18 protein-coding genes and 1 tRNA gene are annotated in these 23,253 nt (G+C 66.2%); 5 read left to right on the forward strand and 14 right to left on the reverse strand.

The features are described 5' to 3' along the window. Window positions 1-4: 4 nt before the first annotated feature. Entirely contained in the window at window positions 5-613 is a 609-nt protein-coding gene (locus QMZ16_RS05495) for an isoprenylcysteine carboxylmethyltransferase family protein (protein ID WP_271890140.1), read from the reverse strand. 4 nt (window positions 614-617) lie between these two features. Next, a complete protein-coding gene (locus QMZ16_RS05500) occupies window positions 618-2,885 on the reverse strand; it encodes a heavy metal translocating P-type ATPase (RefSeq protein ID WP_282602447.1) in 2,268 nt (755 codons plus the stop codon). A gap of 88 nt (window positions 2,886-2,973) precedes the next feature. On the opposite strand from QMZ16_RS05500, the gene QMZ16_RS05505 reads away from it, so the two are divergent. Next, the gene (locus tag QMZ16_RS05505; protein ID WP_101459769.1) at window positions 2,974-3,414 is read left to right on the forward strand and encodes a helix-turn-helix domain-containing protein; all 441 of its coding nucleotides are present in this window, start codon (window positions 2,974-2,976) and stop codon (window positions 3,412-3,414) included. 779 nt (window positions 3,415-4,193) lie between these two features. Here QMZ16_RS05505 and QMZ16_RS16290 read toward each other — a convergent pair. Next, window positions 4,194-6,068 carry an NAD-dependent epimerase/dehydratase family protein gene (locus QMZ16_RS16290; protein ID WP_348984653.1) on the reverse strand — a complete coding sequence of 625 codons (1,875 nt, stop codon included), beginning with the start codon at window positions 6,066-6,068 and terminating at the stop codon, window positions 4,194-4,196. Here QMZ16_RS16290 and QMZ16_RS05515 point away from each other — a divergent pair. Continuing rightward, window positions 5,997-7,688 carry a glycosyltransferase family 2 protein gene (locus QMZ16_RS05515; RefSeq protein ID WP_282602448.1) on the forward strand — a complete coding sequence of 564 codons (1,692 nt, stop codon included), beginning with the start codon at window positions 5,997-5,999 and terminating at the stop codon, window positions 7,686-7,688. The two genes, QMZ16_RS16290 and QMZ16_RS05515, sit on opposite strands and share 72 nt — an antisense overlap. Here the strand turns inward: QMZ16_RS05515 and opgC are convergent. From opgC to QMZ16_RS05555, 8 genes are all read right to left on the reverse strand, one after another. Continuing rightward, window positions 7,685-8,809 (reverse strand): OpgC domain-containing protein, encoded by a 1,125-nt coding sequence (opgC, locus tag QMZ16_RS05520; RefSeq protein ID WP_282602449.1) that lies wholly within the window; start codon window positions 8,807-8,809, stop codon window positions 7,685-7,687. The genes QMZ16_RS05515 and opgC overlap by 4 nt on opposite strands. Continuing rightward, window positions 8,806-10,896 carry a glucans biosynthesis glucosyltransferase MdoH gene (gene mdoH / locus QMZ16_RS05525; RefSeq protein WP_282602450.1) on the reverse strand — a complete coding sequence of 697 codons (2,091 nt, stop codon included), beginning with the start codon at window positions 10,894-10,896 and terminating at the stop codon, window positions 8,806-8,808. The genes opgC and mdoH overlap by 4 nt, the downstream gene beginning before the upstream one ends. Then, complete coding sequence (locus tag QMZ16_RS05530) at window positions 10,893-12,446, reverse strand: glucan biosynthesis protein G (RefSeq protein ID WP_282602451.1); 1,554 nt, start codon at window positions 12,444-12,446, stop codon at window positions 10,893-10,895. The genes mdoH and QMZ16_RS05530 overlap by 4 nt, the downstream gene beginning before the upstream one ends. A gap of 132 nt (window positions 12,447-12,578) precedes the next feature. Further along, window positions 12,579-14,825, reverse strand: a complete 2,247-nt coding sequence (ptsP, locus tag QMZ16_RS05535; protein WP_282602452.1) for a phosphoenolpyruvate--protein phosphotransferase — start codon at window positions 14,823-14,825, stop codon at window positions 12,579-12,581. A gap of 57 nt (window positions 14,826-14,882) precedes the next feature. Then, on the reverse strand, window positions 14,883-16,139 hold the full coding sequence (locus QMZ16_RS05540) for an aspartate kinase (protein WP_022708508.1): 1,257 nt from the start codon (window positions 16,137-16,139) through the stop codon (window positions 14,883-14,885). 84 nt (window positions 16,140-16,223) lie between these two features. Further along, window positions 16,224-16,616: a DUF1178 family protein gene (locus QMZ16_RS05545; protein ID WP_282602453.1), complete on the reverse strand. Its 393-nt coding sequence runs from the start codon at window positions 16,614-16,616 to the stop codon at window positions 16,224-16,226. Between the two features lie 13 nt (window positions 16,617-16,629). Beyond that, on the reverse strand, window positions 16,630-17,823 hold the full coding sequence (locus QMZ16_RS05550) for a glycosyltransferase N-terminal domain-containing protein (RefSeq protein ID WP_282602454.1): 1,194 nt from the start codon (window positions 17,821-17,823) through the stop codon (window positions 16,630-16,632). Window positions 17,824-17,850: 27 nt separating this feature from the next. Continuing rightward, a tRNA-Cys gene (locus tag QMZ16_RS05555) sits at window positions 17,851-17,924 on the reverse strand. 147 nt (window positions 17,925-18,071) lie between these two features. On the opposite strand from QMZ16_RS05555, the gene QMZ16_RS05560 reads away from it, so the two are divergent. The 3 genes from QMZ16_RS05560 to QMZ16_RS05570 are packed head-to-tail and all read left to right on the forward strand — an operon-like array spanning window position 18,072 to window position 20,614. Beyond that, window positions 18,072-18,725, forward strand: coding sequence for a protein-L-isoaspartate O-methyltransferase (locus QMZ16_RS05560; protein ID WP_282602455.1), 654 nt, complete (start codon window positions 18,072-18,074; stop codon window positions 18,723-18,725). Further along, window positions 18,725-20,110: a TolC family outer membrane protein gene (locus tag QMZ16_RS05565; protein WP_022708504.1), complete on the forward strand. Its 1,386-nt coding sequence runs from the start codon at window positions 18,725-18,727 to the stop codon at window positions 20,108-20,110. Before QMZ16_RS05560 ends, QMZ16_RS05565 begins: the two co-directional genes overlap by 1 nt. Before the next feature lie 18 nt (window positions 20,111-20,128). Continuing rightward, entirely contained in the window at window positions 20,129-20,614 is a 486-nt protein-coding gene (locus tag QMZ16_RS05570) for a hypothetical protein (protein ID WP_282602456.1), read from the forward strand. Here QMZ16_RS05570 and QMZ16_RS05575 read toward each other — a convergent pair whose 3' ends face one another. The 3 genes from QMZ16_RS05575 to surE are packed head-to-tail and all read right to left on the reverse strand — an operon-like array spanning window position 20,615 to window position 23,216. Beyond that, window positions 20,615-21,712 (reverse strand): LysM peptidoglycan-binding domain-containing protein, encoded by a 1,098-nt coding sequence (locus QMZ16_RS05575; RefSeq protein WP_282602457.1) that lies wholly within the window; start codon window positions 21,710-21,712, stop codon window positions 20,615-20,617. 35 nt (window positions 21,713-21,747) lie between these two features. Continuing rightward, the gene (locus QMZ16_RS05580) at window positions 21,748-22,404 is read right to left on the reverse strand and encodes a protein-L-isoaspartate(D-aspartate) O-methyltransferase (protein ID WP_022708501.1); all 657 of its coding nucleotides are present in this window, start codon (window positions 22,402-22,404) and stop codon (window positions 21,748-21,750) included. Beyond that, on the reverse strand, window positions 22,401-23,216 hold the full coding sequence (gene surE, locus QMZ16_RS05585; protein WP_282602458.1) for a 5'/3'-nucleotidase SurE: 816 nt from the start codon (window positions 23,214-23,216) through the stop codon (window positions 22,401-22,403). The genes QMZ16_RS05580 and surE overlap by 4 nt, the downstream gene beginning before the upstream one ends. Window positions 23,217-23,253 lie beyond the last annotated feature (37 nt).

Consider the following 23,253-nt stretch of genomic DNA (forward strand, 5'->3'; position numbering starts at 1 on the left):
GAGATTATGGTAGCCCGATCCAGCGCGGAACAGATGCCGCGTATGCCTCATACTCTGCCCCCAGGGCTTGCCGAAGGACGTCCTCCTCGGACCGGACCTGCGCCGTGGCCGACCACAGAAACAGCAGCGGCGCGAGAAGTGTCGGCAGCGAAGGGATGGCAAGGGCTGTGCCAAGAAGCAGGATGAACTGCCCGAAAAAGGCCGGGTTGCGGCTGAACCGATAGAGCCCGCCCGAGACAAGCGCACCCGTGGCACCTTCAGCGACACCCACCCGCCATGAAGCGCCCATCGACATCTGCGCAGCAAAGGCAACCATCGCGCCGATGCCGGCCAGAAACACACCGACCCCGCCAAGCGCCTGCGCCTGTCCTTCGATCCAGAAGGGGTCAAGGTTATGCAGCGTGGGAAAGGCACCCCACAGCAGTGGCCCCAGAAGCGCCAAAGCGAAGGCCGCCCGAAAGCCCAGCGCCGCCCACCAGTCGCGCCGTTTCGCCCGCGAGAACAGCCAGACCGGCCGCCCGGCGGCTCGCGCCGCCATGGCATTGCCGAAAAAGAAAAGCATGAGGTAAGCGGCAAGCAGGGCAAGCACCGCCCAACCGAAAGCGGAAATCACGGCGTCATGCCTCGCGTTCAGGATCGAAGCGCAACAGCCGTAGCGCGTTCAGCGTAACCAGAACCGTCGCCCCGGTATCGGCCATGATCGCGATCCACAGCCCGGTGATCCCCAGAACCGAGGTCACAAGAAACACCGCCTTAAGCCCCAGCGCGATGGTGATGTTCTGGCAGATATTTCCCATGGCCGTGCGGGCAAGCCGGATCTGCGCGGGGATGTCCGTGACCCGGTCGCGAAGGATCGCGGCATCTGCGGTTTCCAGCGCCACATCCGTGCCTGATCCCATGGCCACGCCGATGCTTGCCTGTTTCAGGGCCGGCGCGTCGTTGATGCCGTCCCCGATCATCATCACGCCGACTTGCTCGCCCATTTCACGGATCGCGGTTAGCTTGTCTTCAGGCATCATGTCGGCCCGAAACTCCATGCCCAGCCCGCCGGCGATCGCGGCCGCCGTGCGCGGATTGTCCCCGGTCAGGATGACGGAGGTCACGCCCATCTCTGTCAGTTGACGAATCGCTTTGGCTGCGTCCTGTCTTGGCTCATCGCGCATGGCGATCAGGCCGAGCGGGGTCTTTTCGCGGAAGACGGCGACAGCGGTCTTGCCATCTTCCTCAAATGCCGTGGCAAGCTGCAGGTCAGACTGGTCGATCCCGCCATTTTCCAGCGCATACCGCGGCGAGGTGACCCAAGCGGAGGCGTCGCCGACCGTGGCGATCACCCCTTTGCCCAACAGTGCTTTCGCATCGCGTGACGGCAGCGCTTCGATGCCCGCCTCATCGGCCTTGGTCAGGATGGCGACGGCCAGCGGGTGGCTGGAGCCGGTTTCGACCCCCGCCGCCACTGCCAGCAACTCGGCCTCGGTCGTCGCGCCGAAAGCGACAACATCCGTCACCACCGGACGCCCATGAGTCAGGGTGCCGGTCTTGTCGAAGGCGACACGGGATACATTGGCCGCCGCCTCGATCACCGCACCGCCCTTCATCAGCATCCCGCGCCGTGCGCCCGTGGACAGCGCCGAGGCGATTGAGGCCGGAACCGAGATGACCAGCGCGCAGGGGCAGCCGATCAGCAGCAGCGCCAGACCGCGATAGATCCAGGTGTCCCAAGGTTGGCCAAATGCCAGCGGCGGCACCAGAACAACCAGCGCCGCGACAGTAACGATAGCGGGCATGTACCAGCGGCTGAAGCGGTCGATGAAGCGTTCAGTCGGCGCGCGCGCGACCTCAGCCTCTTCCACCAGCCGGATGATGCGGGCGATTGTGTTATCCTCTGCAGCTTTGGTGACGGTCACGCGTAGCGCGGCCTCGGTATTGATCGAGCCGGCGAAGACCGGGTCGCCCGGCCCCTTGGTGACAGGAACACTTTCGCCGGTAACGGGGCTGTCATCTACGCCCGAGGTGCCCTCGGCAATCTCGCCATCTGCGGGGATGCGGTCGCCCGGACGGACAAGCACCATTTGCCCGACAGCAAGGCTTGATGCCGGGACTTCCTGCGTTGTCCCGTTCACCAACAGCAGCGCTGTCTTGGGAACCAGATCGGCAAGCGCGCGGATGCCATCGCGCGCCTTGCCGGCTGCCACACCCTCCAGCACTTCGCCAACCGCGAACAGGAACACTACCAATGCCGCCTCTTCCGCAGCATCGATGAACAAGGCGCCAATGGCCGCGACCGCCATCAGGCTTTCGATTGTAAAGGGCTGACCCAGACGCAGAGCTGCAAAGGCGCGTTTCGCAACCGGCGCCACGCCGATCAGACAGGCCGCGACGAAAGCCCATTTGCCGACCTGCGGCGCCAGCAATTCGATGATCCAAGCGACACCCAGAAGGATCGCGGTAAAGATTACCAGCTTACCCTTGCGGGTCTGATACCATCGCTTGCCGCGGTCGGCAGGGTCGTCATGCACATGGCCAGGGCTGCCATGACCGCTGTCGTCACGCGCCGCTGCGGCGGCATCATTCCGATCATGGTCATGGTCATGGCCATCTGCCGGCGCATCGCTCATGGCGGGCATGACAAAGTCCTTCTTCGCCCCTGCCGCGCGCGGCGCGATTCCATAACCAAGCGATTTCACCACCTTTTCGACCTTGTCGCGATCGGTCTGTGTTTCGTCCAGCGTCAGGCGAAGCCGTTCCGTCATGATGCCAATTTCAACGCCGCTGACGCCCGGCAGGCGTGTCACGGCATCCTTGATCTTGGTCGCACAGGATCCACAATCCATGCCCGAGACTGTCCAGTCGCAGGCTGTTCCGCTGTTGGGATCTGTAGTTGTCATGTCGTTATCCTCGCCCCGGATCGGGAAGTTGCCTTCATCGATTCGAGAACCTAATTTCTCTAGTAACTAGAGCTTCAAGGGGAATCTCATGTTGACGATTGGAAAGTTGGGTGCGTCTGCCGGTGTGAAGGTGCCGACGATCCGTTATTACGAGCAGATCGGTCTTTTGCCCGAGGCTGAACGCAGTGCGGGAAACCAGCGGCTTTACAGTCAAAAGGCGCTGGAACGGCTGGCCTTCATCCGCCACGCGCGCGATCTGGGTTTCACGCTGGAGGCAATCCGTGACCTGCTCAGCCTGTCGGACCAGCCTGACCAGCCCTGCGCGGCGGCCGACGCCATCGTCATCGCGCAACTGGCCGAGGTTGAAAGTCGTCTTGCGCGGCTGGGCGCGCTCAAGGTCGAACTGCAACGTATTCTGACGCAATGCGCGGGAGGCAAAATAGCGAACTGCCGCGTCATCGAAGCATTGGGCGACCATTCGCTTTGCGCGACCGATCATCGTTACCCTGACCTCGGGGCGACAATCTGATCTTAGCCAAATCGATGGAGAGCCGGACGAAATTCTGTCAAGTCAAACTTGCACTTTCGTCGCTGCGTTCGTGCGGGATCACGTTCTGCGTGATCATATAGCGAAATGGATGGTACTGAAAATTGCTCACCTCAACGCCACATCAACCTTTGGCTGCAGTTTTCGTGCAGGTTGTGCTGTCAAAAGCCGCTCAATGCGGTCGAACGCCGGAATGGAAATCGCGAAAAATCAAACGGTTACTTCGTAAGATGCTGAATTCTTTAGGTTTCCGATGTTCCCTTCTGATCGGCTCATAACCTGAAGGTCGCAGGTTCAAATCCTGCCCCCGCAACCAAAAAAGCCTCCCGAAAAGGGAGGCTTTCCGCGGTCCAGATCACAGAAAAATACCAAGATGAAACATCCGACGGCGAAACTGCCCAAGGAAGTCGTGATCGCGTGCAAACGCAAGAGCGCGTAAGCCAGCCGCAAGAACGCTTGTTCGATCCAGCATCGAGATCTCTGATGCATGGTGAACTGCCACTGAACTTTCATCTAAGCGCGACCGGAGCCCGATCGGTGTTCACGCCGATCGGCGCAGGTTGAGCAAACGCCCGACGCGCGGAGTTATCATCTCGCGTAATCAACGGTGGAGGAATAATCCCGTGGCAGGTCAACCGGAACGCTCGATCAGATCGGTCGATCCCCGCGCGATCCGCATGGGTAAAAACCGCCCGACTAGAACGTCCTCGCTACCCAAGGCTTGAGCCTAATAGCCATGCGCCACAAGTCTGCTCAGCCGTCTATGCATAATAGCTTCCGAACCAACCCATATACGCCTCAACGGCATCTGCAAGCGGTGTTTTCGGGATGCCGCCGATAAGCTGGCCGATCAGGTTATCGTCGGCCCATGTCGCCGAAACGTCGCCAGGTTGCATTGGCATCATGCGCTTCTGGGCCTCCACGCCCAATGCCGTCTCGATCGCCGAGATGAAGTCCATCAGCTTGACCGGGGCACCATTGCCGATGTTCACGACCCGCCACGGAGCGACCGGCGAAAGACTGTCGCCCTCGACCGCGGATGCCGTGGGCGCCTGTTGCAGAAGGCCCAGAATGCCTGCCACCAGATCGTCGATATAGGTGAAGTCGCGTTGCATGTCGCCGTGATTGAAGACCTTGATCGGTTCGCCCTTCAGGATGGCATCGGTGAACAGATGCGGGGCCATGTCCGGCCGCCCCCAAGGCCCAAACACCGTGAAGAAGCGGAACATCGTGATGGGCAGCTTGAAGAGATGCGCGTAGCTGTGGGCCATCACCTCGTTCGACTTCTTTGTGGCGGCATAGAAGGACAAGGGCGCTTCGGTCTTGTCGGTCTCGGAATAGGGCATCTTGGTGTTGGCACCATAGACCGAGCTGGTCGATGCCATCATCATGTGCTGCGGAGGGAAGGCGCGCGCCGCCTCCAGCAGTTCGAAAGTGCCGATAAGGTTAGCCTCGACATAGGCGCGGGGGTTCTCGATCGAGTAACGGACTCCGGCCTGCGCAGCCAGATGGATCACGCCGTCCGGCCGATATTCCTCGAACAGGGACATTAGCAGGCCGGGATCCTCGACCTTGCCGTGAACGGCCGTGAACCCCTTGTGCGGTGTCAGCTGGGCTTCGCGATCGGCCTTCAGTGTCTGGGAATAGTAATCGTTGTGGCTGTCCAGCCCGATCACTCGGTGTCCGGCTTCCAACAGGGCGCGAGAAACGTGGAAACCGATGAAACCTGCGCTGCCCGTCACAAGAATAGTCTGCACGCGGCCCTCTTGAATTAATTCTCTGGCGTTTTGCGCAAGTGAACACGCTATGCGCGCATGATGCAACTCGGGAACGACCGGGAAATGCGCGGGGCTTGAAGGCGCGCCTGCCAGATGGGATAGAGAATTCATCCCCTTCTGCTGCCCCAGGGTCGCAGGAACGCGCACGAAGACGGGAAAGACCACATGCCCAGAAGCAGTATCACCGGCCGCACGATCCGTTCGCAAGAGATGCTGCTTCCTGAAGGTTTCCCGCGCTCCAGTTTCCGGCTCTTGGATGCTCTTGCCACGGCGGACAGCAATGTCGTGCGCATGTATTTTGAACAGATCGACGATCTGCGGGCGTTCGGACCGGCGCGTTCGGGCGACGTTCAGCAGATAAGGGGCTTCTCTGGCGCATTGCTTGCCGAAATGCGCATGCCGAACGGTCGGGATGTCGCGCCGCCCTTTGGGCCGCCGGGCGGGCAGATCGCTCCCAGCCCTGCCGAACATGATTTGCATGCAGGCCGGGATGTGCTGCTTGGCCATTGCAACGGCGAGGATGCAGCGACGCTGAGCGATTGGCTGCTTTGGCATCACCGGGTGCACAGGGCGACTGGTGCGCTGATTGTCGACAGGGGACATCCGGGCGAGGCCGGAAGAAAAGCGGGCGAACTTCAGCGCGTTCTGTCCGCGACCGAGGAGGGCCACGCGGCGCTGGATGCCATGGTCATCGTCATCGTCGATTTCGATTCTCCGCTTGGCGATCCGCTGAAGGGCCCCGAGGCTCATCCGATGAACGCCCCCGACGCCCCCGGCAAGGATCGCATGGAACAGCCCGCCGCCGAGCCTTGGACCGCGCCATTGGGGAACAAGCTGCTGTTCGACCTTCTGCGCCATCGCTTCCTTGGGGCGGCAACGGCGGTCGCGAATATCGAGACCATCGACCTGATCGATCCGATCGCAGGCAGCACGGTTTTCGATGCCGCCAAGGGGGTGGAAACCGGCTTCCTGTCCCTTCTGGGCGAGAGGGCATATCCTTGGGGTGTGCGAAACGACGCCGTTCCGCGCTTTGGCGATCATATCTGCAAGCGTTTCGATGGCAGGGCGCGCGACTGGCGCTGGTGTGCGGCCATGGATCGGCTGCCGAGCAACACGATCTGGGTTCGGGACAGGATTCTGGGGGCCGCGAACGCGCCCGAGCCGGTTCGCTTCATCCGCCACATGGCCTTGCGCTATGGCCAGGACGAAAGCGGCAAGGTCAGCCGGATCGTTCCCAAGACCAGCCTTGTAGAAGCGGACGATCTGCTTGCGCGTGCCATTGCCGCGGGTGCCGATCCGCTGCGCCAGCCCAAGGCCGATATCGCAGAGAATGCGAGCCACGACCCGGATGGCACGCGACGCGACGGCGTGACCATCGTCACCACGATGAAGAATGAAGGGCCGTTCATCCTGGAATGGATCGCCTATCACCGTGCAATCGGGGTCGAGAATTTTCTCGTCTATACCAACGACTGCACGGATGGGACGGACGACCTGCTGCGACTTCTTGCCCGCAAGGGCTATTGCGAGTGGCGCGAGAACCCCTATCGCGAAGTGGACATGAAGCCGCAGCATGCCGCGCTGCATGCCGCCGACTCCGAAGACATGGTCAAGAACGCGGACTGGCTGATCTGCATGGATGTCGATGAATACATCGCGGTTCATGTCGGGGACGGCACGATGAGGGCACTGTTCGATGCCACCAATGACGCCAACCTTATCTCTCTGACGTGGCGCTTGTTCGGGAACGCGGACATTACGGATTTCCGCGACGGCTTCATCACGCAGCAATTCTTCCGTTGCGCGAAGGAGTTCGCCAACAAGCCGCATCAGGCATGGGGCTTCAAGACGCTCTATCGCAATATGGGGCTGTTCAAGAAGATGGGCGTCCATCGCCCGAAGGGGCTGCAGCCCAATGCGCTGGATGCCATCCGCTGGATCAACGGTTCCGGCAAGACGATGCCGCAGGACCAGTGGCGCAACGCCTGGCGGTCGCATTCGGGGACCTACGGCTATCAGCTTGCTTCGCTCAACCACTATGCCGTCCGCTCGGTCGAGAGCTTTCTGGTCAAACGCGACCGTGGGCGCGTGAACCATGTCGATCGCGACCAGGGCCTCGCCTATTGGTTCCGCATGAACCACAATGTCGAAGAGGATCGCCGCATGGAGGCCGTTCTTCCGTTGCTGCAGGCCGAGTACGATAGCATGATGGCCGATCCCGAGATCCGCGCGATGCATGAAAGCTGCGTGGCCGCCCACCGTGCCAAGATCGACGAACTGAAGGTCCAGCCCGCCTACAGCGCATTTTTCCAGGAACTTCAGACCGACCGCATGCGCAAGTTGTCAAAGCTGCACGGCCATTTCGGCTCGAACGTCTATCTGGCGGGGCCGACCGTCATTCCCGACGAGATCGTCGAGAAACCGGCCGACAGCGATTTCTTCTTCACCGTCGACCGTGTCGAGACGACCGAGCACTAGCTGGCGCGCGCCTTGCGCGCCTTCTGCCATGGCGCGCCGTGTTCCAGCCACAGGGCCGATACCCACCACAGCGTGACGCAGGCCCACAGGTCAATCAGCAGCCGGCTGGTCATCGACTGATCCGCAGGTGTCATCTGAAGTGCGTCACCAAGAACCGACAGAAGCACGCACGCCACGAACGAGAAAAGCCCGCCCTTGCCGATCTGCTGCAATGCGACCCCCAGCTTCGTGGCCGAGAACCAATGCGCGGGACGCGCCAGCGGGACCGCGATCAGCCATGCTGCCGACAGGATCGCAAGATAGCGCGTGCCGTCCAGGCTCCATTTGTCGATCGAACCGTAGAGTACCTTGAGCGCCTGGCGCAGGGGCAGGGCGGGTTCGCCAATGCGGGATGCGATCACGATGGTTGCGCCGAAGGCGAACATCGCAGCAGCGAGAGCCGTCACCAGATGCCGACGCGGCCACAGCACGGCCATGATCCGCTCGCGGAACAGGCCCAATGCGGTGCCGGTATAGAAGAGCATCTGCCAGCCGAAGGGGTTGAACAGGAACCCGCCCTGGCTGCGATGGTTCGGCAGCATCTGGTTCAGGGGCGGCGCGAACCACCACAGCACCACCGACACGACGGCGCACAGCCAGAAGGCGCGCAGCATCGCGGGCACCACGAGGGGCGTCAGAGCGATCAGCACGACATAGACGGCCAGAACGTCGATGATGTTGGGCTGCAGCCAGAAGCTTCCGACCTCGGCCATGAACAGCAGCGGATGATCGACCGACCAGACCGCATAGCGGTCCCAGATCGCGGTGTGCGGCAGGTCCACGGCCCAGAGCAGTGCCGACAGCAGGCCCATCAGCAGGGCGCCGACCACCATCGCGCGCCACACCTCGAAGGCGCGGCGCAGGAAGCGGCGCTGCGCCTTGCCGCGGCCCTGCTTGGCCTCGATCCCGCGCCAGACCATGCCGACAAGGAAGCCCGACAGCAGGACGAACATCTCGGATGCATCGAAGATCGAGAAGTTCGGCAGCGTGACATGCCGCATCGCCGAGATGGGCATATGATTGACCATGATGCTGACAAGGGCATAGCCCCTCAGCATGTCTAGCGTGATGATGCGGTTCATGCGGGCAGTTCGCTCCAGCGGCTCAGAAGGGCCGGGTCCGACACGAGGGCGTCGGTCTCGGCCCGGTCGAGCCATGAGAGTGCCTGCGACTGGCTGTCGGCATTCGCGATCTTGGCCTCGGCCGTGATGCGCGCAAGATGCCAATTGGTCGGCAGGTCTTCGGGAAGGGGGGCAAGCCCGGCCTTGTGGCGGGCCAGAAGTTCGGGGTCGCGGCCAAGGCGCTGCAACCCGTCGCCGGCGCAGGCGATGCGCGACAGGCTGCGGGTGATCGCTGCGGCCTCGGTCAGGATGCGCGGCGGATCGCGTTCCTCGGGGGTGACCAGCAGGCCGCGCATGCGGGCCCAACGGCCGAAGACCGGGCTGGCCGACAGCCGCGAGGTCAGCGGCGACAGGATCAGGCCCGCGACGATGGGGGACAGCCAGATCAGCTGCGCGGGCGAGAAGATCGACAGCACGATCAGCGTGCCGACGCCCAGCAGCACGTGCCACCAGTGATACCGCAGCACGATGCCCCAGCCGGGCATCGAGCCCGCGCGCACCTGCGCGTTCCACCCGCTGTCGCGGCCGCGCAGGATCTCGAAGATCTGGCGGGTCTGGACCAGCATCTGCACGGGCGCGATCAGCGCCGACAGGACGGTCTCGAATATGGCGCTGGCGAAGATGCGCACGCGCCCGCCCGAAGCGACCGCCAAGGGGCGTGCCCAGGCGCGGAAGGTCGCGATGAATTTCGGCAGCAGCAGAAGCGCCATCGCTGCGGCGAACAGCCACAGCATGCGGCGGGAATCGAAGACCGGCCAGTCGGGGAACAGCTGGTAGGCGGTCGGGAAATATTCGGGCGTCGACAGAAGCACCGTTGCCGACAGCACAAGGCCCACAAGGATCAGCGCCAGCCAGATCGGGCTCATGAGGAAGCCGAGGATGCCGATCAGGAAATGCGCGCGGCTGATGCCGCGCAGGCCCTTCACGCCCAGCAGGCGCGAATGCTGAAGGTTGCCCTGCGCCCAACGGCGTTCGCGGGCGGCCATGTCCAGAAGGGTGGGCGGGCATCCCTCGAAGCTGCCGCGCAGGTCGTGGTCCAGGCGCACCGACCAGCCGGCACGGCAGAGGGCCGCGGCCTCGACGAAGTCATGCGACAGGATGGTGCCGCCGAAGGGGGGCTTGCCCGGAAGGCGCGGCAGGCCGCAGGCCTCGGCAAAGGCGGTGACGCGGATGATCGCGTTGTGGCCCCAGTAGTTTCCGGTATTGCCCGACCATGCCGCCACGCCCCGCGCGATCATCGGGCCATAGACGCGGCCCGCGAACTGCATCAGGCGGGCAAAGATCGTCTCGCCCCCGACCAGCATCGGCATGGTCTGGATCAGGCCCATGCGGGGATCGGCGTTCATGCGGGCCGACAATTCGCGGATGGTCGCGCCGGACATCACGCTGTCGGCGTCCAGCACGACCATCTGGTCATAGCGCCCGCCCCATTTGCGCACGAATTCGGCGACATTGCCGGATTTGCGATCCTCGTTCGTCAGGCGGCGGCGATACCACAGGGGCAAAGGCGACAGGCGGCGGGCCTCGTCGATGACCAGCGTCTCGTTGACCGCGATCGAGGGGTCGCGCGTGTCCGACAGCACGAAGATCTCGGCGCGGTCGGCCATGCCCTCGTCGGCCAGTTCCCGGGCCAGGGCGACCAGCAGGCCGGTGCTGACCGCGACATCCTCGTGATAGATGGGCATGACGACGGCGACGCGCGCGTCGTTCTGCCCCTCGGGCGTCTTCAGCCGCGGCGCAAGAAAGCCCGCGAATGTCCCGCAGAACGAGAAGCCGACCCAGGCGAAGGTCGGAACGAACAGGATCAGCAACGCGATCTGCATCGGCGTCGGGTCGGCGCGGAAGGCCGCCAGCATCTGCAGGCAGCCCAGCACCGCGATGACCGCCGTGCCGCCGAAGGCGATCAGCCGCGCGGCCCAGACGCGCCAGCTGTCATGCGCGCGTGCGGGCCCCGCGACGGGGCGGCTGCGGAAATCCTGCACCGGCATGGTGACCGGGGCGCGGGGCGGCACGATGGGACGTTCGCTCATGTCGGTCGCGACGTTCATGCGGCCCAACGGCTCATCCAGGTCTCGCTCAGGGCAAGACCCTCGTTGTCGGTCAGCGCGGCGCGCAGCTCGGCCAGCTCGGCGCGGCCGGGCTCGAACTCGAAGGCAAGGCGCAGGACGTGCTGTTCGGGCAGGGCCTTCAGATAGGCATGCACGATCCGCCCCTCGGAGGCCGAGACCTGGAACTGCGGAAGCTGGTCGCGGAACATCCCTAGGTCGAAATCGATGATGTAGCTGCGCGTCGTCTCGACATTGATCGAGCGTCCCGACCGAACCTGGCGGACCTTGGCCAGCGGCAGATCGCTTGGCGGCAGCGCCGAGAAGCTGAGCCGATACCGGAACTCGGTCCGCTGGCCGCCGGGGATGACATCCTTGGGCAGCCAGTAGCTGACGATGTTGTCGTTGAACTCGTTCTCGACCGGGATCTCGATCAGGCGCACTTCGCCGTCGCCCCAGTCGCCCTCGGGCTCGATCCAGGCCGAGGGGCGCAGGTGATAGAGCGCCTCGGCATCCTGGAACGTCTCGAATTCGCGGGCGCGCTGGACCAGGCCGAAGCCCTTGGGATTGCTGTCCACGAAACTGGAGATCTGCAGGTTGCGCGGCGACATGAGGCCGCGCCACAGGTTCTGGCCGGCGCCGGTATGCATCTGCAGGCCGTCGCTGTCATGGCAGGCGGGGCGGTAATCGTCGACCGCGCGGCGCGATGCCGGGCTGAACCAGAACATCGAGGTCAGCGGCGCAAGGCCGGTCTCGCGCAGATCGACGCGCGGGAACAGCGCCATGCGCGTGCGCACCATCGTGACCGCACCGGGCGTCACGTCGAACTGATAGGCCGCGGCCACCGACTTGCTGTCGAGGATGGCATAGATGCGCACGCCCTCGTCGCCGGGCTGCGGCTCGACGATCCAGAAATCGGTGAACAGCGGGAATTCCTCGCCGTCGGGGCTGCCGGTCTTGATGGCCAGCCCGCGTGCCGACAGCCCATAGAGCGTGCCGCGCGCGACCGCACGGAAATAGCTTGCGCCCTGGAAGACCAGGAATTCGTCCATGACGCCGGGGCGGTTCAGGAAGGTCCGCATGCGGAAGCCCGACCAGCCCATGTCGCCCACGGTTTCCAGGTCGGCGCCGTCGGGGAACTGCGAGGGGTCGAATTCCAGCATCGACGGATCGAAGGGGATATGTTCGGCAATGCCGTCGCGGACCAGGTTGATCTGCACCGGCTCGTAGAAGATCGTGCCCGGCGACAGCAGGTCCACCGAGAACTGCTTCGAACCGCCCAGGGGGTCGCGATCCTTGCGGAAGCGGATGCCGCGATACTTGTCATAGTCCAGATCGGCAAAGCTGCCGACCAGCTTCGACACCGGCTGGGTGTAGACGCTGGCGGCGCGTTCCTCGGCCAGGGCGGCGACGTTCTCGAAGTTGAACGGCTCGGGAAGGTTCGGACCGAAGGTTTCGGTCGCTTCGGGCGACTGGGCATCAGCCTGGACCGCCATCAGCGATCCGCCGGCTGCCATCGCGGTGGCGGCATTGAGAAATTGACGACGCTTCATATCAGGAGATGCTTTGACAGGTTGGTGGACACATTACATTTGCCGCCGCATCGCAGCAAGCGTTCTCGCCGTTTCGTCAACCCATGGGCGGGGTTGCGCGGACGCCAACGCCTGAACTGCGTGCAGGTTCCGCTATTGACGGGCCAGCCACGCGGTCACGGGACCGCGAAGACTGGTGAGGCCCTGCGCCTCGGCGGTGTCGATGACCTCGCGCAGCTCGGTCAGCGAGACGCGGCGGATCAGGTGCTTGACCGGCCCGATTGATGCCGGGCGCATGGACAGGCGGTGGATGCCGAGGGCCGCGAAGGTCAGCGCCTCGATCGGGCGGCCCGCATCCTCGCCGCAGAAGGACAGCGGCACGCGCGCCTCCTCGCAGCGGGCGATGATCTGGCGCAGCATCGACAGGAACGGCACGCTGAGCGTGTCGTAGCGGCGGCGCACGCGCTCGTTCTCGCGGTCGGCGGCGAAGAAGAACTGCTTGAGGTCGTTCCCCCCGATCGAGATGAAGTCGCACATCTCGAAGAAGCGTTTGGGCGCGAAGGCCAGCGACGGGGTTTCCAGCATGGCGCCCACGCGGATGTCGCTTGGCATGTCATGGCCCAGCCGCTGTTCGCGCGACAGTTCCTGCATCAGGATGCGGTGCGCGTCCTCGTATTCCTGCATGTCCGCGATGAAGGGGAACATGACATGCAGCGGACGCCCGACCGAGGCCCGGATCAACGCCTGCAGCTGCATCCGCAGGACGCCGCGCTTGTCCAGCCCCACGCGGATCGCGCGCCAGCCCATCGCGGGGTTCGGCTCGTCCTGGGGCTTCATGTAGGGCAGGACCTTGTCGGACCCGATATCCAGCGTGCGGAACATGATCGGGCGGCCGCCCGCATTGTCCATCACCCGCGAATAGAGGCCCGCCAGCTCGCCCCTTCTGGGGACGTGGTTGCGGATCAGGAACTGCAGCTCGGTGCGGAACAGGCCGACGCCTTCGGCCCCGGACCCCTCCAGAGATGGCAGGTCGGCCATCAGGCCCGCATTCATGTAAAGCTGCACCGTCGTCCCGCAGGTGCCCGTGGCCGGCAGGTCGCGCAGGCTGGCATAGCGGTCCTGCGCTGCCGCCTGCATCGCGATCTTGTCGAGGAACGCCTTGTGGACGCTTTCCTCGGGGCGCAGGTGGACGACGCCCTGATCGCCGTCGACCAGGATCGGATCGCCGTTCAGCGCCTCGGTCGTGATGCGGCTGGCATGGATCACCAGCGGGATCGCCAGCGCGCGCGCGACGATGGCCGCATGGCTGCCGACCGACCCTTCCTGCAGGACCACGCCCCGCAGGCGGCGGCCGTATTCCAGCAGCTCGGCCGGGCCGATGTTGCGTGCGACCAGGATCGGATTCTCGGGCATCTCGGCGCCGGTATCGGTGCCCTGACCGCTGAGGATGCGCAGCAGTCGGTTCGACAGGTCGTCCAGGTCATGCAGGCGGTCGCGCAGATAGGGGTCGGACGCCATTTCCAGCCGCGCGCGGGCGCTGGACTGCTCCTTCTCGACCGCGGCCTCGGCCGAGAGGCCCAGCCGGATGTCCTCTTCCATGCGCTTGAGCCAGCTGCGCGAATTCGCGAACATGCGATAGGTTTCCAGCACGGCGGCGTGTTCGCCATCCCCGCCCATGTCGGCGGCGGCGACCATCCGGTCCACGGTGCTGCGCAGCTTCTCGACGCCCTCGTGCAGGCGCTGGTGTTCGGTTTCGGGATCGTCGCCCACCGGGTTCGCCACCACGACGCGCGGCTCGTGCAGCCAGACACGCCCCTCGGCGGCACCTTCCTGGCCGGTCGCGCCGCGGATCATCAGCGGAAAGCGGTGCGCCTGCGGCATGCCGTCGGCCTGGCCGCCCTGGAAGGCGCCCAGTTCGGTCATCTCGGCCAGGACCATCGCGACGACCTCGAGGCCATAGACCTCGTCGTCGGTGAACTGCCGCGCGGTCGTGCACTGGACGACCAGCACGCCCAGGCGTTCGCCCACGCGCTGGATCGGAACGCCCAGGAATGCAGGGAACACCTCTTCGCCGGTTTCGGGCATGAAGCGGAAACCGGGTTCGCTGGGGGCGTCGGCGGTGTTCATGTTGCGCCCGGTTCGGGCGACGCGGCCGACAAGCCCCTCGCCCAGGCGCAGGCGGGTCTGGTGGACGGCCTCGGGGCGCAGGCCCTCGGTGGCGCACAGTTCCAGCGTCTCGGGGTCGCGGAACAGGTAGATCGAACAGACCTCGGTCCCCATCGAATCCGCGATCAGATGGGTGATCTGGTCCAGCCTGTCCTGTCCGCCGCCCGGAGCGGCGAGGATTTCCTTCAGCCGCCTCAGCAGCCTGCGGGAATCACTGTCGCTGCGGTCCTGCATCGCTTGCCGCCTTCTGCCTGTGAATGGCCCCCGTGGCCGGGGGCCGAACCGGTGGCGTTATGCCTTGTCCAGTTCAAAGGCATCATGCAGGGACTGCACCGCCAATTCCATGTATTTCCGGTCGATCAGAACGGAAATCTTGATCTCGCTGGTGGCGATGACCTTGATGTTGACGTTCTCGTCGGCAAGCGCCTTGAACATGCGCGCGGCGACGCCGGTATGGCTGCGCATGCCGATGCCCACGACGCTGACCTTGGCGACCTCGGTGTCCACGACCAGCTCGTCATAGTCGATGTTGCCGGCCTGGCGGGCCTCTTCCATGGCCTTCTTGGCGCGCTCGACCTGGTTGATCGGCACCGAGAAGGTCATGTCGGTCACCGAACCGGGGTGATCGTCGTAATCCTTCTCGGAGATGTTCTGGACGATCATGTCGACATTGACGCCGGCCTCGGCCAGGGGGGCGAAGATCGCGGCCGAGATGCCCGGACGGTCCTCGACCGTGACCAGCGTGATCTTGGCCTCGTCGCGCGAAGAGGCGACGCCGTTGACGACTTTCGATTCCATGATTTCATCCTCATCGCAGATCAGGGTGCCCGAATTCTCGTCGGTATCCTCGAACGAGGATAGCACCCGCAGCCGCACGTTGTAACGCATCGCCAGCTCGACCGAGCGGGTCTGGAGGACCTTCGCGCCGAGGCTTGCAAGTTCCAGCATCTCCTCGAAGGCGATGCGGTCCAGCTTGCGCGCCTTCGAGGTGATGCGCGGATCGGTCGTGTAGACGCCGTCCACGTCGGTATAGATGTCGCAGCGTTCCGCGCCGAAGGCGGCCGCGAAGGCCACCGCGGTCGTGTCGCTGCCGCCGCGCCCAAGGGTGGTGATCCGGCCTTCGGGCGACAGGCCCTGGAAGCCCGCGACCACGGCGACCTTCATCCCTTCGGCGAATTTCTGGTCGATATTGTCGCGCGGGATGTCCACGAAGCGCGCGGCGCTGTGCGCCGAGGTCGTGTTGATCGGCACCTGCCAGCCCTGCCAGCTGCGCGCGGGGACGTCCATTTCCTGAAGCGTCAGGGCCATCAGGCCCGCGGTCACGTTCTCGCCGGAACTGACGACGGCGTCGTATTCGCGCGCGTCGAACATGGGCGAGGTCTGTTCGACCCAGCCGACCAGCTCGTTCGTCTTGCCCGACATGGCGCTGACGATGACGATCACGTCATAGCCGCGTTCGACCTCGCGCCGAACCTTCGTCGCGGCGTTGCGGATCCTGTCCAGATCGCCGACCGACGTACCGCCGAATTTCATTACCAGAAGCGGCATCGCGGGCCTCCAGCCAAGGTTGCGTATCGCAGGCGCTTTTAGGGACGGATCACACCGACCGCAAGAGCGGGTTGCAGCGCCGCCTCAGTTCGTCTTCTGGCGGGGGATGAAGGGCAGGGGGGCCACGGGAATTCCCTCCTCGATCAGCTTCTTCGCCTCTTCGGGGCGGGCCTCTCCGTGGATGGCGCGGCCGGGGCGGGACCCCGCATGCATGGCGCGCGCCTCCTCGGCGAAGCGGGGGCCGACATAATCGCTGTTGGCCTCGACATGCTGGCGCAGCTTCTCCAGCGGCGTGGGATCGGGCTGCGACTTCTTCTCGGCCACGGACGGGGCCATCAGCGCCTTGCGGACATCCGTGTCTCCGCAGGCCGAGCAGGTCACCTGGCCCGCATCCACCATGGCCTGGAACCCGTCCGAGGATCGGAACCAGCCGTCGAAGTCATGTCCCCTGCTGCAGCGCAAGGCATAGCGGATCATCGCAACGCTCCTGTCATCGGGGTGACATATCGGGTCGCGGCGCGGGCTTGGCAAGATCGGACAGCCGCGCGATCAGCGCGGCGGGATCGCCCGCGCGGGCGTCCAGAACGTCGCGCGCGGCCTGTCCCTGCGCCCGCCTGCGGTCCGGATCGGCCAGCAGCGCGCGCAGGTTCGCCGCATCGAAGGGCAGCGCCGCCGCCCCGAGCGCCGCGAAGGCTTCGGAGAAATTCGAGATATGCGGTCCGCGCAGCAGCGCGCAGCGCTGGGCCGCAGGCTCCCACGGGGTATGGCCGCCGTGATCCATGATGGTGCCGCCCACGATGCAGATGCCCGCCGCCGCGTACCAGCGCGGCATCTCGCCCAGGGTGTCGGCCAGAAGGACGCCGCCCGCGGGCGGGGCGTCCGCGCCCTCGCTGCGGACGCTGCAGGGCAGGCCGCGTTCGCGGATCAGCGTTGCGATCTCGGGTGCGCGCCTGGGGTGGCGGGGCGCAAGGATCAGCCGCGCATCGGATTGCGCGGCGAAGGCGTCGAGGATCGCGGCATCCTCGCCCTCGTGGGTCGAGGCCGCAAGGATCGTGCGGTCGCGCAGGGCGGTTTCATCCGCAGGGGCGACCGAGGCCGGGGCCAGAAGCTTCAGGTCCAGGCGCGGCAGGACCGAATCCTCGGGCAGGCCCAGACCCCTCAGCCGTGCCTCGGTTCCCGCATCCTGCGCCGACAGCGCCGCGATCCGCGCCAGCATCGGCGCGATGATCCCGCGCATCCGCGCCCAACGCCGCCCCGAGCGTTCGGACATGCGCGCCCCGATCATGGCCTGTGCGACGCCGCGATCTGCCAGCAGGCGGGACCGCAGCGGCCAGAACTCGTTCTCGATGGTGATGGCAAGGCGGGGGGCCGCGTGGTCCAGAAAACGGCGCAGCGCGCCCGGCACGTCCAGCGGCGCAAGGCGCGCATCGATTCCCCAGCCGCGCGCAAGGTCGCGCCCGGTCGTGCTGTTGGCGGTCACGATCAGGGGGAATTCGCGCGACAGGGCCATGATGATCGTGCGCGCGGAGGTCAGCTCGCCCACGGATGCGCCATGCAGCCAGATCGCGGCAGGGGCGGGCGGGTCGTCGCGGACCAGACGTTCGCGCAGGTTGTCGGAGGGGCGCAATGCCAGCCGGACCAGCAGCGCGGCTTCTGCGATGCGGGCGATTGCGGCATGGATCATCGGACGGGACCCTCGCGTCGGTAATCGTGGAGGTGGGTACCGGAATCGAACCGGTCTACACGGATTTGCAATCCGCTGCGTAACCTCTCCGCCAACCCACCGCCGTCGAGAGTGGCAGCGGCATAGCCCATCGCTTCGGGACGTGCAAGACGTGATCGCGCATCGGCCGCGTCCATGTGCGACGTTGCCCAGTTCCCGCAAACATGGCAATAAGCGCCCATGTCAGGTCGAGCAGAGGTTCCCCAAGGATGACCGATTTCGCCGCGCGCCGCACGATGATGGTTGATACGCAGGTCCGCCCCAACGAAGTCACCAGCTTCCCGGTGATCGATGCGATGCTTTCCGTTCCGCGCGAAGAGTTCGTGCCCGCCTCGAAGCGCGGGATCGCCTATCTGGGCGAGAACATGCGCATCGGCGAGGGGCGCGTCATGCTCGAGCCCCGGACCATCGGCAAGATGCTGGAGGCGCTGGACATCCAGCCCGATGAGATGGTGCTCGATCTGGGTTGCGGCATGGGATATTCCGCCGCGCTGATCGCCCGCATCGCCGAGGCTGTCGTCGCCATCGAGGACAGCAGCGAGCTGGCCGCCGAGGCCGAGCGCTGCCTGACCGAGGCCGGCATCTTCAACGTGGCCGTGCTGCAGGCCGAACTGCCCGAGGGCGCGCCCCGTCAGGGCCCCTTCGACGTCATCCTCATCGAGGGCGCGGTCGAGGAGGTCCCCGCCGCGCTGCTGGACCAGCTGAACGAGGGCGGGCGCATCGTCGCGCTGTTCCGCGAAGGCTCTCTGGGTGTCGTGCGGATGGGGCTGAAGCGCGCGGGCCATGTCAGCTGGCGCTATCTCTTCAATGCCAGCGCACCGGTCCTGCCGGGCTTCGTGCGCGAACGGGGGTTCTCGCTGTGATGGGGTTGAAGCGCATTGCCACGACCGCCGCGCTGATGATGGCGACCGCCATTCCCGCCGGTGCCCAGAGCCTGGCGGACACGATGGTCAAGGCCTATCGCCATTCCGCGCTGCTGGAACAGAACCGTGCCGTGCTGCGCGCCGCCGACGAGGATGTCGCAAGCGCCGTATCGGCCCTGCGTCCTGTGGTCGAATGGGTCGCGGAACACGGCGCGCAGCGGATCGAGGGCGGGACGACCACGCGCTCGACCTCGCTGGATCTGAACATCTCGATGACGCTCTATGATTTCGGGCGCTCGCAGCTGGCGATCGACGCCGCCAAGGAGCAGGTCTTGGCCACCCGCCAGGCGCTTGTCGCGGTCGAGCAGGAGGTCCTGCTGGACGCCGCCGACGCCTATTTCGCCGTGCTCGAGGGCAACCAGCAGGTCGCCCTGCAGCAGAACTCGGTCGAGGTCCTGACCCGAGAGCGTCAGGCCGCGCAGGACCGCTTCGACGTGGGCGAGATCACCGTGACCGACGTGGCGCTGGCCGATGCGCAGCTTGCCGCGACCCGTGCCAGCCTTGCCGCCGCACAGGGGCAGCTGGAGATCGCGCGCGAGGCCTATCGCACTGCCACGGGCGAGATGCCGGGACGTCTGTCCTCGCCTCCGTCGCTGCCGAAGCTGCCCTCGGACCTGAACGAGGCCCGCAGCATCGCGCAGCGCACGCATCCCTCGATCCTGCAGGCGCAGCGCGTCGCCGCAGCGGCCGAGCTGGGCGTCGCCGCCGCCGCCGCCGAGCGCAATCCCGAGCTGAGCGGTTCGGCCAATATCGGCGTCACCCGTGCCCCGCGCAGCAGCGCGACGCCCGACAGCTATGCCAGCAGCAACAGTTCCAGCATCGGGCTGCGGCTGTCGCAGACGATCTATTCCGGCGGGGCGCTGTCGGCCGCGCATCGCGGCGCGATGGCCGATCGCGACGAGGCACGCGCCCAGCTGCTGAACGGTGCGCGCAGCCTGTCGCAGGTGGTGGGCGAGACCTGGGCCAATATCGACGTGGCCCGCGCCCAGATCCGCGCGATCGACCAGCAGATCAGCGCCGCGCAGCAGGCCTATGACGGCGTCCGCGAAGAGGCGCTGCTGGGTGCGCGCACGACGCTGGACGTGCTGGACGCGGAACAGTCGCTGCTGGAGGCACGCGCCGACCGGATCACGGCGGAAAGCAACCTGCAATTAGCGCATTATCAACTTCTCTCGGCTATGGGTCTGTTGACGGTAGAAAACCTGAAACTGGGGATTCCGACCTATGACCCATCGCAATACTACAATGCCGTGCGCGACGCGCCCTATACCAGCAAGCAGGGCGAGAGCCTGGACCGCGTGCTGCGCGCCATCGGGCGCGACTGATCCGCGGGCGGGGTCGCGATGAGCGGCCCCCTCCGCCACCCGCAGGCCTTCCGCGATGCGGCGGCCGTGCCCGGCCCCGATGCGGGCGAGATCCGGTGCCAGATCGGCGATACCGTCCGCAGCATCCGCGCGATGCTGGATCACGGCGAACTGCCCGAACCCATCGGACCCGCCCCGCAGCCCGAGCCCCAGCCCGAACCGCAGGTGGGCCTGCTGCGCGCATGGCGCGACTGGCTGGGCCAGCGGATGCGTCCGCCCGTTCCCCAAGCCCTGCCGCCGGCCCCGCAGCCCGCGCCCATCATCGTGCAATTGCCGCCCGAGGCACCGGAGCTGGAGCCTGTCGTCCTGGCCGTCCTGCAGGACGCCGCGCTGGGCGAGCAGCTGCAGGAACTGGTCCGAGAGGAACTGGAGGGCGAGATGGGGCAGCGCTTCTCGGCCAACCTGCGCGCGCTGGTGAAGAAGGAAATCGCGCTGGCCGAGGAACGCGCCCTGATCGGGCGCTGATCAGTTCAGATAATCGGTCGGGTCGCGGCTGTCGAAGCCGCGCCGCACCTCGAAATGGACCGAGCCGCCATCGCCCGCCTTGCCGATGCCCTGACCGGCCGAGACGCTGTCGCCCTTGGCCACGCTGACATCGCCCAGCCCGGCATAGACGGTCATCAGGTCGTTGTCGTGCCGCACGACCACGATGGGGGTTCCTGCCGTGTCGCGGGTGATCGCGGCGACCGTCCCGCTGCCCGCCGCGTTCACCGCCGCGCCCGAGGGTGCGGCGATGTCGATGCCGTCGTTCTTGCCCTTCTCGTAGTCGCGGATGATCGGCCCCGAGACCGGCATCGCGAAGCGTCCCCCGCCCGAGGCCGCCGTCCGGTCGGCACCCAGATCGACATCGGGCGCATCGGGCGCGGGTTCGGATGCGGGGGCCGTCTCCTCGTCGGGCAGGGGGGCCGCGGCCGAGGGCGGGACCGGCGTGGGCGTGCCCTGACCGGGCTTCGTGTCGGTCGCGGCGGGGGCCTTCTCGCCGGGTTTCGGGACGATCAGCCGCTGACCCGGATGCAGCGCCATGTCGGCGGGCAGCCCGTTCCACGATGCAAGGTCCTGGACCGAGATCCCGTATTTGCGTGCGATGGACCAGGCGGTCTCGCCCCGGACGACGACATGGTTGCGCGGGGCCGTGTCGGTTTCGCGCGGCGCGCTGCCGGTCGCCTTGGCGAAGGGGTCTGTGACCGCGGTGGCGCCGCCCGATGCGGGGGCCGATGTGGGCACCGTGCCCGGCAGCACGAGGACCGCGCCCGCGTTCAGCGGAGCATCGACCGCCAGCGCGTTGTGGCGGGCAAGGGTCGCGGCGTCGATCCCCAGGCGCGCGGCGACGCTTGCGGGCGTGTCGCCGCCATTCGCCAGCGCGACCTGTCCGTTCTGGAAGGTGATGACGCCCCGGCTGTCGGGGGCCGGTCGTGCCGCGGCCTGCGCGGCGGCGCCGCTGGTATCCAGCCCGCCCTGACCGATGATCCCGCGCAGGTCGGGATCGAAATTCCCGCCCGCACATGCCCCGAGCGCCGTCAGCGCAACGATGGCGATGCCGCCCTTCAGTCCGGTCTTGCCCATTCGTTCTGCCCCTCTGCCTGCCTGCCCGCCGGGGGTCATGTCTGGCCCAACCCCTCGACCAGCGGGACGAACCGCACCTGCCGCAATTCGTCGTAATCGAAACCGGTTTCCGTCCGGCTGACGCGGATCAACGTCTGCACCGCGTCCGACTGCCCGACGGGGACCACCATGATACCGCCGATCTTCAGCTGCGCCAACAGCGGACCCGGCGGATCCTCGGCTGCGGCGGTGACCAGGATGCGGTCGAAGGGCGCCTGGTCGGGCAGCCCGCGCGATCCGTCGGCCATCTGTGCCACGATGTTGTGCAGGCCCAGGGCGCGGAACACGTCCTCGGCCTCCTGCACCAGCCTGCGGTGGCGGTCGACGGTATAGATGCGGCGGCACAGCCCCGACAGGATCGCCGCCTGGTACCCGGACCCCGTCCCAATCTCGAGCACGGTGTCGCGCGGCCCCACCGCCAGCGCCTGCGTCATCAGCCCCACGACCGAGGGCTGGCTGATCGTCTGGCCGCAGGGAATGGGCAGCGGCGTATCCTCGTAGGCGCGATCGGCGAACTGTCCCTTGACGAACAGGCCGCGGTCGATCTTTTCCATCGCGGCCAGCACGCGCGGATCGGTGACCCCCCGCGATCGCAGCTGGAACAGGAAGCGCATCTTGCGCTCGGCCTCGGTCTCGGGGGTGTCCTCGTTCATCCGGCGGACCTTTTCAGCGGCGCGGCGTCCAGCGCCCGCGACAGCCCGTCCAGCGAGGCGTGACAGGTCAGGTCGGCCCGCATCGGCGTGACCGAGACGAAGCCCTCCATGTTGGCGGCGACGTCGCTGCCCTCGGATGCGGGGGCCTGCTGCGATCCGCCGCGCACCCACATGAAGCGCCGACCGTTCGGCGCGACATAGGGTTCGACCCCGAAGCGCGACCCGCGGCGGCGGCCCTGCGGCGCGACGCGCAGGCCGCGGATGTCGGCAGCCGCGACCGGCGGAAAGTTCACGTTGTAGAACAGCCGGAAATCCGCGTCCGACGTCCAGTCCCCATGGTCGAGGATCTGGCGGATGACCGAGGCGCCGGTCAGGCGCGCGCCCTCGAACGGATCGTCGAGGACGGCGGTCTCGGGGCCCATGTATTGCGACAGGGCGATGGCGGGGAGGCCCTGCAGGGCGGCCTCCATCGCGCCGCCGATGGTGCCGGAATACATCGCGTTCTCGCCCGCGTTGTTGCCGCGGTTGACGCCCGACAGCACCAGGTCGGGCAGGGCGTCCCGCATGATGTCACCGACGGCCGCCAGCACGCAATCGGCGGGGCTGCCCTCGGCGGCGAAGCGGCGCGGCGCCAGTTCGGCGATCATCGTGGGGTGGCTGTAGCTGATGCAATGCGCGACGCCCGACTGCTCGAACGCGGGGGCGACGGTCCAGACCTCGCCCCCGGGGCCGGCAAGCTGGGTCGCGATCTGTTCGAGAACCTCGAGGCCCGGTGCGTTGATGCCGTCGTCATTGGTGATGAGAATACGCATCCAGCCCCCCGTGTTGTGCGCCGCGCGGCAGGCGATA

Origin of the sequence: Paracoccus sp. PARArs4 (assembly GCF_947311865.1) — a bacterium.
Taxonomy (GTDB): domain Bacteria; phylum Pseudomonadota; class Alphaproteobacteria; order Rhodobacterales; family Rhodobacteraceae; genus Paracoccus; species Paracoccus zeaxanthinifaciens.